This is a genomic window from Escherichia sp. E14V7 (assembly GCF_004212225.1).
In the GTDB taxonomy this organism is placed as follows: Bacteria; Pseudomonadota; Gammaproteobacteria; order Enterobacterales; family Enterobacteriaceae; genus Escherichia.
Window position 1 is genome coordinate 182074 of the sequence record NZ_RHJJ01000001.1, and the last position, 12395, is coordinate 194468.

Annotated in this window: 8 protein-coding genes; 1 reads left to right on the plus strand and 7 read right to left on the minus strand. The window is 52.7% G+C overall.

Annotation, left to right across the window (positions count from 1 at the left end; all coding sequences use genetic code 11):
* Positions 1-394 precede the first annotated feature (394 nt).
* The 6 genes from ygjK to ebgR form a co-directional block, all read right to left on the minus strand.
* Positions 395-2746: an alpha-glucosidase gene (gene ygjK / locus D9741_RS00930; RefSeq protein WP_130218253.1), complete on the minus strand. Its 2352-nt coding sequence runs from the start codon at positions 2744-2746 to the stop codon at positions 395-397.
* Positions 2747-2762: 16 nt separating this feature from the next.
* Positions 2763-3833, minus strand: coding sequence for a protein YgjJ (gene ygjJ / locus D9741_RS00935; protein ID WP_130218251.1), 1071 nt, complete (start codon positions 3831-3833; stop codon positions 2763-2765).
* 133 nt (positions 3834-3966) lie between these two features.
* Positions 3967-5400: an amino acid permease gene (locus D9741_RS00940; RefSeq protein WP_130218249.1), complete on the minus strand. Its 1434-nt coding sequence runs from the start codon at positions 5398-5400 to the stop codon at positions 3967-3969.
* 62 nt (positions 5401-5462) lie between these two features.
* On the minus strand, positions 5463-5912 hold the full coding sequence (locus D9741_RS00945) for a beta-galactosidase subunit beta (protein ID WP_001219954.1): 450 nt from the start codon (positions 5910-5912) through the stop codon (positions 5463-5465).
* On the minus strand, positions 5909-9001 hold the full coding sequence (ebgA, locus tag D9741_RS00950) for a beta-galactosidase subunit alpha (RefSeq protein ID WP_130218247.1): 3093 nt from the start codon (positions 8999-9001) through the stop codon (positions 5909-5911). The genes D9741_RS00945 and ebgA overlap by 4 nt, the downstream gene beginning before the upstream one ends.
* A 183-nt stretch (positions 9002-9184) precedes the next feature.
* On the minus strand, positions 9185-10168 hold the full coding sequence (ebgR, locus tag D9741_RS00955) for a transcriptional regulator EbgR (RefSeq protein WP_130218245.1): 984 nt from the start codon (positions 10166-10168) through the stop codon (positions 9185-9187).
* A gap of 218 nt (positions 10169-10386) precedes the next feature.
* On the opposite strand from ebgR, the gene D9741_RS00960 reads away from it, so the two are divergent.
* The gene (locus D9741_RS00960; RefSeq protein WP_000450588.1) at positions 10387-10719 is read left to right on the plus strand and encodes a tRNA-binding protein; all 333 of its coding nucleotides are present in this window, start codon (positions 10387-10389) and stop codon (positions 10717-10719) included.
* Between the two features lie 41 nt (positions 10720-10760).
* Here D9741_RS00960 and ygjG read toward each other — a convergent pair whose 3' ends face one another.
* Entirely contained in the window at positions 10761-12140 is a 1380-nt protein-coding gene (ygjG, locus tag D9741_RS00965) for a putrescine aminotransferase (RefSeq protein ID WP_130218243.1), read from the minus strand.
* Between the last annotated feature and the right edge of the window lie 255 nt (positions 12141-12395).

The following is a 12395-nucleotide window of genomic DNA, read 5'->3' on the forward strand; positions in this document are numbered from 1 at the left end:
GCGACGCTTCCGCGTCTTATCCGGCCTACGGGAACGTACATGTAGGGTTGATAAGGCGTTCACGCCGCATCCGCCAGTGGCGCGGTGCAATTGCCGGATGCGACGCTTCCGCGTCTTATCCGGCCTACGGGAGCGTACATGTAGGGTGGATAAGGCGTTTACGCCGCATCCGCCAGTGGCGCGGTGCAGATGCCGGATGCGACGCTTGTCGCGCCTTATCCGGCCTGGGGGAGCGTACATGTAGGGCGGATAAGGCGTTTACGCCGCATCCACCAGTGGCGCGGTGCAATTGCCGGATGCGACGCTTGTCGCGTCTTATCCGGCCTACGGGAGCTACGGAACACACATGTAGGGCGGATAAGGCGTTCACGCCGCATCCGCCAGCCGTTGCAAATTACTGCTTACGGGAAAAATCGTTATACAACATATACAAATGCGCGGCACTCCAGGAGAAATTTGGTGCGCCTTGCTGTGCGCCGGTCAGCGGATTGTAATTCTCCTGAATTGGGCCATCGGCGGTTAATCCTTTGGCGTGCTGGAAGAACGTATCCGCCAGCTTCAGGGCATCATCGCGATAACCGTAACGCTCCATCCCTTTCAGACCAAACCAGAACTGATCCACCCATACGCGCCCGCGCCAGTAGATATCCGCGCCAAAGGCCGGGTTGGTTAACGCCGCCGTTCCCAGCGGGACAAAGGTGTTGAACTCTTTAGGATCGAGCATCACCTTCACCACTGCGTCGGCGTTAGCCTGCGTTGCCGCACCGTTAAACAGCGGCGACCAGCCTTCCGGCCCTTTACCGCGTTCGACAATCGGTTTGCCCGCGCAGCCGTTCGCCAGCGGTTTATCTTCAATACGCACGTCATAGTAAAACTGCGTAGCCGGGTCGAACATACAGGTGTTGATGTAGTCCGCGAGCTGCTGTGCCAACTGGCGATAGCGTTTGGCCTCTTCCGGCTTACCGAGAATCGTCGCCATCTCTGCCAGATAATGGTTATCGCTGTACATATAGCTGGCCTGATCCACCGACTCCTGCAATAGCGAGTAGCCCAGCAACGTTCCGTCCTGACTGCGGTTTTCGGCGAATTTCACCGTCCAGTCGCTACGTTTGCCGCCGCTTGCAACATATTTATCCAGCTGTTCTTTGTCGATAAACCCAAAGACGGCGGCATCATCACGACCTGATTCCCACGATGCAGCAACCTGTGCCGGAATTTCCAGACTGTCGTACTGGCCTTTCTCCACCACGCGGGCGTAGTTGTTCAGCCCAGACTGCGTCTCTTCTTTGTCACCTTTTTTCACCGTAAACAGCATCTCGCCGTTCTCAGTGTTGTGGGCTTTGTCGCGGGTCGCGCCATATTCCGGCACGCCGTTGCCGTTATGATCGCGGTTACGTAACCACCAGTCGTGATAGGCCACCAGTTTCGGGTACATCTCTGCCAGCCAGGTTTTATCCTGGGTGACGTTATACACTTCCATCACCGACCAGGCGGCAAGGCTGGGTTTGGTATTGCGTTCGTTCCAGTTGCCGCCATCGCCACCACGCTCGGGGCTAAGGTTCCACGCTATCAGGTCGGGGACATAGCCTACATCCTGCGGACGCACGCGGTCGCCTGGCTGGATCTGCCAGGAGAAGACCGCGCGGATATTCTCTTTGGCGATGTCCGGATTGAAATGCGCCATCGCAAACGCCTGCTTCCAGGTATCCCACGGCCAGGTCTGATTGCCGGAGAACCAGCGTCCGGTCACCGACGGCGTGACGGTGTTATATTTCACCGCGCCGCCCGGTGAGCGCCAGTTACCGTTGAGCGTTTCGATTGCTTTTACCGCGACGCGCGTCTGTTCCGGCGTCGCATCCGGATTGGTTAACCCTTTCTTCAGGTACTCTTCCCAGCGTTGCTGCGAGGCGGTGAGATAAAACGCCGGACGTGCCAGAATATCGCGGATTTGCATCTGCTCTTTGCTAACTTCCTGAGCGGTCAGCAGGTGGGAGTAGGTTGTATAGAGCGTCGTCGAACCGTTGATATGTGCCTTACTGGTAAAGCGATTGCCGTTGATTTCAGTCTGCACCGACAGGGATTTATGCACCTGATATTCTGATTCACCGGAGGTCAGCAGATCCCAAGTGGCGCGCACTTTGCCAAAGGTGACTTTCAGGCCATCACGGGTGGCGCTGATTTTGCGCTGGTAGTCAGGGTATTCGCCAGCAATGGTTTTATCGGAAAGCGGTTTCCCTTCTTTCGCTTCCAGTTTTTCCAGCAGTTCGCCATCCCACACCAGATCCAGCGGTTTATTGCTGATGATTTTAGTTTCCAGTAGTGACGTGCGCGGCGTGGCGAAGCGCAGAGTCATTTCGACCTGCACATCTTTTGCTGTCAGTTTTTGCACCAGCGCGCCGGGAATACTGTATGCCTCCAGCGTGAAGTTGACTTTCTTGCCGTCCTGCCAGACGGTCAGGCGGTCGAAATTGCTGGCCATAAAGTTGATGTATTCTTCCGTCAGCAGCGCAACGCCCGGAAAGCCGCCCATGGTGTTCGGGCCGTCTGGCAACAGATGACCATGCCAGGCTCCGAGATCGAAAAACGGATTAAAACGCTGGTGATCGTCGTAATCGTAATCCTTCATGTACTGCGGCGCACCAGTACGGTTAATCACGTTTTTATAATTGTCGGCGTTAGCGGCATGGGCGGAAAAACTTATCAGCAGAGCGCAGGTTACTGGCGTTAAAATAGTTTTGATTTTCATGAAATTACAGTCCTTATTACCAGTAGAAATATTGCATCAGGAAGATTTGGTCGCTGGGATCGTTAGAGGCATTTTTCATGTAGAAGCGGCTATCAAAAGCCGTTGCGAAACGTCCGCCGCCATATTCGTACCAGATACCAAACTGCATGAAAGAGGTGGTTTCATCGTCAGCGTGGTCAGGGCGATGTTTGGCGTAGGTGTAAGCGGTGGAGAGATAAACGCCCTTTAACGCTTCATACATGGCGCTCACCATCATCCCGCTTTCACTTCCCGGTACGTCCAGCCCGTCGGCACGTCCGGTATGGTGCCAGGCGCGAGCGGCAAAGTTAGGGGTAAGCAGGCCCGTGAGATAGAGTTGTCCTGTGCCGTCGGTAATTTCCAGACCATTCATCCAGGTGATGCCTTCGGCAAGGTCATACTGGATGTAACCGTTCATCATTGCCGGATAGGTGTATTTGTCGTCGTAGCGATCGTACTTGCCAAAATGTAGCCATGCTTTGCTTTCGTCATGATGTCCGGCAGGTGTGGCGGTGACGCTATAACGAAAGTTGCCGCTTAAGTTCTGCACCTTCAGCGCGGTCATAATGTCGCGGGTATTGGGAATGACGTAGCCCAGATCGGGGGTGAAGTCGCCCCACCATTGCAGGTCATCCAGCGAGGAATCCTGACGCAGACTGAGCATGATTTCGGTGCCATCATTGGTACGATAACCGCCATAGAAACGGTTAATCCCACCTTCGAAACCGCCCCAGCTATGGTCAGGCACCCAGGCATTACCGTCGTGGTCGGCCTGCACTGTCCAGCCTTCGCCGTAAATCAGGCCGAACCAGGAGTCGTACTTCATCTCCAGACCACCTTCAATATAGGTGCCGTCGCTGTATTTATGTTTATTCTCACCCTCTAAATCCATATATCCACCAACCCCTAATTCGCCGTAAAAACGAAATGAAGGAGAAGATGTCGAGGTAATTGCGGGTGTTTTTGTGTCGTCATGTTCTGCCGGACGTACTTCTTCGCCCATCGCAGAAAAGGCATAGCAAAACGGCAGAGCAAGTAATGCTCTGCATGGTGCAGTGATTAATTTCATTGTGTTAATCCATGAGCTAAAGAAAAAGTACAGCCTTTTATCGTTGTAATTATAAAAATAGAAAGGCAGAAACTATTTTCCCTCTCCCCATTCAGGAAGAGGGAAAATGCCTGCTCATTTTTTATTAGTCTGCTTAATCAACATTACTGGCTGGCGTCGCTTCAATATGGCGCTCTTCAGCCGTTAATCCCTTTATATATTTACTGTATTTCCACCACGCAAAGCCGAGGAAGATAACAATACCGCCGACGTTATAAAAAATGATGGTCAGAATATTCGCGCCAGTCGGGAATGTCGAAGCGACAAACCCTACGGCAAATATCGCAATCAGCATTGAAACAATGATAATACCGGTGCGGCGGGAGCCCATACGGAAATCGCGTGGCAGGTGATCTAATTTGGCGCGTAAATTCAGGTAAGCCAGCATGATGAATAACGGCGGAAGCATGGACGCTGCGGCAGTCATATTAATAATGGTATTCATCAGATCCTGCACGGTATTGGAACCGAGCATCGGGATAATCATCAGCGGGATGACGATCAGGAACTGGCTCCACGCCGCGCGCGCCGGAACGCCGTTTTCGTTCAGTTCGACGGTTTTCTTACCAAAGATGCCTTCCGGGATTTCGGAGAAGAAAATTTTCACCGGTGTTGCGGTCCACATCAGCAGGGAGCCGAACATCGCGGTAAAGGACACCAGACCGACAAAGCGATTCATCAGCGCTTCCGGCAGACCAAAATACGCCGCCATGCCGTGGAATACCTGCACCGATCCACCGGTAAATTTCAACTCTTTGCTGCTGACGAAGACGTTAATCAGCACTGAGGAGACGGAATACAGTACGCCGATAAAAATCCCGGCGAGGATGATCACTTTTACGAACGATTTCGAACCGCCTTTGACGTCGTTAACGTACACCGCGACGGACTCCGCGCCACCTGCGGCCATAAAGATCCAGGTGGTAACGCCGAGGAACGCCCAGTTGAAGTTCGGGATCATCGCGTCAACGGTGATCGGATCGGCAGGCTGTACGCCGCCAACCAGCGCCGTACCTGCCAGTAAAATGTAGGAGAGCGTTAACAGCAGCATCAGTGTTGAGGTGACGGAGGTGATTGGCCCCAGCATTTTCGCCCCGTTGGTAGAAACCCAGGTGGAGAAGGCGAACAGCACCATACTGATAATAGTGGTGGCAATCGGCGTCATAATATATTCGTAGCCGAGGAAGGCATACGAAGCATAAGCAATAACGCGCGGCAACAGCGAGGTGAAAAAGAACAGGTTTACGAACCAGTAGGTATAGGCAGTAATAAATGCCCAACGTCCGCCCAGCGAACTTTTTACCCACGCGTAGACACCAGCTTCTGAGTTTTTATTTAACGAAACAAATTCTGCGATGATCAGACAGAAGGGAATAAAATAAAAAATCGTCGCGAGGAAAAACATCGGTGCCGAGGCCAGTCCAAGCTCAATATTATTATTGATAACGTTGTTAAAGCTGTAAACGGCGGCAAAAGTCAGCGAGAGCAAGCCGAATTTGCCGATTGTATTACGTTTGGTATCAGACATAACACATCTCCGAAAATGAGTAGGGTAGCGGTGGCGGCAAACTCCTTTTGCCGCCGTAGTTGTTATTTGTTATGGAAATAACCATCTTCGATGGTGACTTTGAGAACCACTTTTTTGACCGCGTTATTGCAGATAAACCGATACGCTTCATGGATATCGCAAATAACGATTTGCCCTTCGTGGACCTCTACGGTTTCTCCGCAGCCTTTTAAATATTCACGGTCAGTTTCATCACGATAATATTCCACGACCTGTAATGTCTCTTTCGGCGCATATTCAATTTTTTGCTGCCCTTGCAGGTAGTAATGCACTTCAAAATAGCGTCGATGCCCGGTAAATAGCGCATCGGTCGCGGAGTCCGTCTCCACGCGGTAAGTCAATGAGTCACCGATGGAGTGGGCGACGCCAGGCTGAATGTTGTCGATATTTTCAATCGCTTCAACGCAGCGTTGCCACTTCTTACCAGAGGCGTAAATCTGGCGGAACTGTTCTAAGTTATCGATGATCCTCATTGCTTATTCTCGCTGTGCAAATTCGTGGAAAAGAACCCTGCGCCGAACTCATACGACGCCAGGCTTTGCGCGGTAGCTTCTCCGCCAGAAACCGGCAGCAACGTAAAGCCGTAGCTGAAGTCACGGAACCAGACGCGCCAGGAGTCCAGCACCTCGCTGCCCCAGGAGTTGGAGCCGAGGCCAAGCAGCTGGTGGTCGAGATTCAGAGTGATGTCATCACTGCGTTGCAGCTCGTTACAGTGCTGGGCAGCGTGGATGTTTTCCTGGGTATAGTGCCAGGCGCTGAAGTTAATTGGGCGCTGCGGAACCACCAGCAGACCGTTGCCGTGGCGGTTAGCCAGTGCCGTCCAGCGGACATGCTGACGGTTGCCGTTGTTCTGCGGGAAGGGATAGTTCTCGAACATGGCATCGACGGTGCTGCGCCAGATATCGATGATGTTAGCCTGCTGGCTGTCGGCGTAGTTTTCGCCCGGTCCACGACCGTAATACGCCACCTGGTCGTATTCGCCGTTAATTCCCATAGTGAAACCGATGCACGGAATGATGTGCGGATAGTCGCCGTAACGCTCGCCGGAAAGCGCCACGTTAACCTGGCCATCGGCAGCGATGCGCCAGATGTAGGTGCAGCGCATCCCGAAGTCAAACACCGGTGGGGCAATAACCGTGCGGCTGATGATCAACACCTCACCATCGCTCTGTTCCACGGCAAAGTCGCGCAGATGTTCCTGCATGATCTGCAAATGATTCGGTTGCCACAGCCCTTCGTACTCCTGCTTGTGGTTGTCGATCATCGGCTTGAAGAAGTTGATCTTTGGCTCGCGGGTCAGCAGCGATTCGCCATTCACCTGCCAGGATGTCGGTTTGCCACTCATTTTTGAGAAGGTGATCGCGAAGTTGTAGCCGCGAACGGTGCAGCTCAAACGATCGTCTTCCAGCGTCAGCGGACGCGCATTATTTGGTGCGAAAGGCACTGGCTGCGCGGTGTTTTCCTTCAGCGGGAACTGATAAGTGGCGATAGGGTGCCCGGCTTCGCTGTAGCGGGTGCGGGAATCTTTGGTCACCGTAATGTTGAGGAACGCTTCGCGGGCGTCCAGCTGCGGCAGCGTAATGCGCAATGGCGCTTCGCTGTTCGGCGCAACGTCGCGCAGTTTAATCTGCTGCGTCGCGAGCGTTTCACCTTCGGCGCGCACCTCTGCGTGCAGGGTGTAGTCATCCAGCGTGGTAAACCACAGTTTATTTTCGACTTTCAACTCGCCGCGAGTCAGATCCAGCGCGTGGATTTTTACCGGCGCAATAACCTGTTTGTACTCTTTCAGGCCTGGTCCCGGCGTCTGATCGGAATAGATCAAACCATCAAGACAGAAGTTATAGTTGTTGGGATAGTCTCCGTAGTCGCCGCCGAATTTATACCAGACATTGCCGTTGTCATCCTGCGCCTGGATCCCGTGGTCGCACCATTCCCAGACATAATGTCCCTGAATGCAATCGTGCTTATAGAAGACGTTCTGGTACTCCGTCAGCCCGCCCGGTCCGTTCCCCATTGCATGAGCATATTCACAGATGATGCGCGGCTTCGGATGCGGGTATTCACCAAACTCATTCATCAGCGGCACGCGGGTGTACATGGTGGAAATAATATCGACCACTTCAGCATCGCGATCTTCTTCGTAATGCACCAGTCGCGTGTCATCCAGCGCCTTCGCCGCATGGTACATCGCGCGGATGTTACAGCCATAGCCGGATTCATTGCCCAGCGACCAGATGATGATCGACGGATGGTTTTTCTGCGCGTGAATATGGCGAACAATGCGCTCGACGTAGACTTTTTCCCACTGCGGATCGTCGGTAATACGGCTGATATCGCCGACATTAGCAAAGCCGTGCGATTCGACGTCGGTTTCCGCCATCACAAACAGGCCATAGATATCACACAGTTCGTAAAAACGCGGATCGTTCGGGTAGTGAGCGGTACGCACGGAGTTGATGTTGTGCTGCTTCATCAACTGGAGATCTTTCTCGACGCGATCCATCCCAACGGCGCGGCCTTTGCGATGATCATTGTCGTGGCGGTTGACGCCGTGCAGCATCACATAACGGTTATTGATCCAGAACAGACCGTCGCGCACTTTGATATCACGGAAGCCAACGCGTTGTGGCACCACTTCCAGAACGTTGCCGTCGGCGTCTTTCAGCGTCATGACCAGATGGTAAAGATAAGGGGATTCTGCCGACCATTGCTGCGGCTGTTCGACAGTAAAAGCAAAGCTGGCGCTGGTCAGCTTTTCAATTGCCAGATGCTCAATGGCGCTGCTGTGCACCACGCGTTCCCCATCAAACAGGGTATATTCCAGCGTCGTTACGACAGGGGAGGCGGCGAGATTTTCCAGCACCACTTCGCAGGAAAGCGTGGCATCGCAATAGGCTTCGTCAAAGTCGGTACGAACGGTGAAATCGTTAATATGCGTTAGGTGTTTTCCGATCAGATAAACATCGCGGAAGATCCCCGCTGACCACCACATATCCTGGTCTTCCACGTAGGTAGAGTCCGCCCATTGCATCACGCGCACACACAACAGGTTGTCGCCGGTTTTAACCATCGCGCTGATGTCAAACTCTGCGGTCAGGCGACTGCCCTTGCTGAACCCCACATACTGACCGTTAACATAGACTTCAAAATAGGTTTCGACGCCGTCAAATTTAATCAGCGTCTGTTTACCCTGCCAGCCGTCGCTGAGGGTGAAAATACGTTGATAGGCACCGGTTGGGTTATCGCTGGGGACAAACGGCACATCGATGGGGAATGGAAAACCTTCGTCGGTATATTGCAGTTTGCCGTGGCCTTCCATTTGCCACATGGCGGGGACGGTAATATGCCCCCAGTCAGCCATTAACTCAGAGGTGAAGGCCTCTGGCACTTGCAGCGGGTGGTCAAAAAAGTGGAAATTCCACTGACCGCTTAAGGGCAGAAACAGGCTGCTGGTTTCGCGGGCAAAGGTACGCGCTTGCGCAACAGAATCATATGAAAAAAAGTACGCACGCGGCGCAAGTCGGTTTTCGTGGGTGAGCTGAATGTTTTCCCAGCGATTCATAGGGCCTCCCGGTAGAGAGAAATCGGAACCATTCATGGTGATGGTAGTTTGTGTAATTGCTGGGGAGTTTAGTAAAATTTTTACTAAAATGTAGCGGGTAAATGCATTTACTTTAACTGGATCACGAAAATAAACGGCAGCACTGTCCGGCAAAAACGATTGCCGGACAGTGTGTAAGGGGATTTAACGGGTCGTGCCGCGAAGTTTTAATTTGCTGGGAACGAAGACTAACAGCGGCAGCGCGCGACCATCGCGGGCTTTTTCATACACCAGGTTAACGCCCTGACTTCCCATCATCTCGGAATGGATGCGCACGGTGGAGAGCGGCGGAAAGGTAAATCGCGCGGTGGGGATGTCGTTCACACTGATAAGCGAAATATCCTGTGGGATGTTCAGGCCACGTTCATGAATTGCCCGCAGTACGCCGATAGCAATGGAATCGGAAGCAACAAACAGTGCCTTCGGATAGTCTTCCCGCGCCAGCATCTGTTTTGCCAGTTCATAGCCCGACGAACTGGAAAAACCGCCGCGCCAGATGTCTTCTTCGCGTACCACTTGTTTCAGTCGGCCATATTCCGCAAAGGCGACCTCACGAATATCCGCCTTGCCAGGCATGTCTTCACCGCCAATAAAACCAATGCGATTAACGCCCTGATCGATATAGAAGTCGATGATTTCTTTACTGATGCGTGCCAGATCGATATCTACCGCATCGTAATTACTGCCGGGTTCGTGAAAGTCGATAAAACAGATATTGTCGGTCAACGCGCCGGCGGCGGCGCGCAGGGCTGGCGTGGGTTTGCCGACAATTAAAATACCGGTGACGTTTTTAATGTCTGGTAATCCGTTGTGTTCATAACAGTTGGTGAGCTCGATGCCCAGCTTTTCGCACTGGGTTTCAATGCCGTGGCGGATCGCCAGATAGTAAGGATCGTTGATCTCCAGCTCCTGTTGGTAGCTGTAGATAGCCAGAATATGGTGTTGGTTGACTGCACCTGTCTGGAGTTTACGGGCGCTACTGGTCTTGTACTCCAGCTTTTCGGCGATCTCGAGAATGCGATGTTTCGTCTCTTCTTTCACATTCAATGTCGGATCGTCATTTAAGACCCTGGATACTGTCGCCAGGGATACGCCAGCTTCGATTGCGATGTCTTTTAGTGTTGCCATGTTTACCTTTTTTACTTTCCCTGATGTGCGCTTCCATTGTAGAGGAAGTGCTTATCGGGTCACCTGTTTTCAGTAAATAAAGCGCGTTTCTTTGACGCTGTAACGGTAACACAGCGGCTCACGAATGTGATCACGCCTGCATTCTCCATTTTTAGCCTACAGGATTGAGAAAAACTTTTGCTATAGTTTAGTAAAATTTTACTCGAGGGGAGGAAGCAATGGAAACCGTGGCTTACGCTGATTTTGCACGTCTGGAAATGCGCGTCGGAAAGATTGTGGAAGTGAAACGCCATGAAAACGCCGACAAGCTGTACATCGTACAGGTTGATGTGGGGGAAAAAACGCTGCAAACCGTGACCAGCCTGGTGCCGTACTACAGCGAAGAAGAGCTGATGGGGAAAACGGTGGTGGTCTTATGCAATCTGCAAAAAGCGAAAATGCGCGGTGAAACGTCGGAATGCATGCTGTTGTGTGCGGAGACCGATGACGGCAGTGAAAGCGTGCTGTTAACGCCGGAGCGGATGATGCCTGCGGGCGTACGCATCGTATAAAAAGATCGGATGGCGACGTCGTATCGCCATCCGATTTGATATTACGCTTCTTCGACACTGACTCGCATGGCCGCCAGCGCCTTACGCGCCGCTTTGATCACCTGTTCACACTGTTCAATGGTCAGTGTCAGTGGCGGTTCAATGCGGATCGTTTTGGCGTTATTGAGCGTTCCGGCTACCAGTACGCGCTGGCGGAACATCTCGCTGGCAAAGTTATAGCCGATTTCGTTATCAACAAACTCAATCGCCATCAACATCCCTTTACCACGCGCTTCCTGTACCAGATCGGGATATTCCCGCGCCAGTTGACGGAAACCGTCCAGCAACATATCGCCTTTTTGTTCAGCCTGAGCCGGTAAGTTCTGCTCCAGCAACACATTGATGGTCGCCAGTGCCGCCGCACAGGCCAGCGGGTTGCCGCCAAAGGTGGTGGTATGCAGGAACGGGTTGTCGAACAGGACAGAGAACACCTCTTCAGTGGCGATGGTTGCGCCAATCGGCATCACGCCGCCGCCGAGGGCTTTTGCCAGACACAGGATGTCCGGCTGTACGTTCTCATGCTCGCAGGCGAACATCTTGCCCGTGCGCCCCATGCCCGTTTGCACTTCATCGAGGATCATCAGTGCGCCGAACTCATCGCACAGCTTACGCACGGCGGTGAGATAGCCCGGCGGCGGCAGAATTACGCCACCTTCGCCCTGAATCGGTTCGAGGATCACCGCAGCCACATCATCACCGGTTTTTTTGCACTCGCTAAGGGCTGTGCGCATGGCCTCGATATTGCCAAACGGTATATGACGGAACCCCGGCAGCAGCGGCATAAACGGTTTGCGGAAGGTCGATTTCGCCGTGGCCGACAGCGCGCCAAGTGATTTACCGTGGAACGCGCCGCTGGTGGCAATAAAAGTAAACTTGCCGCGCGGTGACTGGTAAGCCTTCGCCAGCTTCAGCGCTGCTTCCACGGACTCGGTGCCGCTATTACAGAAGAAGCTGTATTTCAGTTTACCGGGCGTTAGCGCAGCAAGGGTTTTCGCCAGCATCGCCCGTAACGGATCGAGCAGCTCCTGGCTGTGCAGCGGTTGTTTCGCAAGTTGATTCTGTACGGCGGAAACCACAACTGGATTACGGTGCCCCACGTTGAAAATTCCAAAACCTCCAAGGCAGTCGATAAACTCCTGTCCCTGGGTGTCGACAAGCGTATTTAAACCTCCCGCTTGCCACTCTACGGCTCCGTAATCCCCGCCGGCGGTAACAGATTTGCGATACTCTAAAAACCCCGGATTGACATGCTCTTTGAAGTATTCAATCACTTCTCGGTTAAGTGCTTTCATCTCCTCATGATCCAGCGTTCGCTTTTCAATGAGATTCAGGGCGTGGGCGCTGCACGCTAAAGCCGATGCGCTCGAAGGTAACCTGTTCAAAATATGCTCCGGAGGCTCGCGTATCACATGATACCGATTTAAGTATTGCAGGGATTGCGCCACTCCGGCTGCGATCGCGAAAATCGGGATAAACACAAATTACATTATCATTTGCGTAACATTTAATTCCAAATGTTAACCGTTGCTGTTATTTTGCCCGATTTTATCGGGGAGGAATTTTGCGATCGCTGTGCAAATGCATTCTTTCAGGGCAATAAATGCCGGATTTTTGGGCAAGATAATTAACGTTCTCGG

Coding starts and splice junctions, on each gene's coding strand:
- D9741_RS00945 (WP_001219954.1), bottom strand. CDS start 5,912: ATGAGGATCATCGATAACTTAGAACAGTTCCGCCAGATTTACGCCTCT.
- ygjJ (WP_130218251.1), bottom strand. CDS start 3,833: ATGAAATTAATCACTGCACCATGCAGAGCATTACTTGCTCTGCCGTTT.
- D9741_RS00960 (WP_000450588.1), top strand. CDS start 10,387: ATGGAAACCGTGGCTTACGCTGATTTTGCACGTCTGGAAATGCGCGTC.
- ygjK (WP_130218253.1), bottom strand. CDS start 2,746: ATGAAAATCAAAACTATTTTAACGCCAGTAACCTGCGCTCTGCTGATA.
- D9741_RS00940 (WP_130218249.1), bottom strand. CDS start 5,400: ATGTCTGATACCAAACGTAATACAATCGGCAAATTCGGCTTGCTCTCG.
- ebgR (WP_130218245.1), bottom strand. CDS start 10,168: ATGGCAACACTAAAAGACATCGCAATCGAAGCTGGCGTATCCCTGGCG.
- ebgA (WP_130218247.1), bottom strand. CDS start 9,001: ATGAATCGCTGGGAAAACATTCAGCTCACCCACGAAAACCGACTTGCG.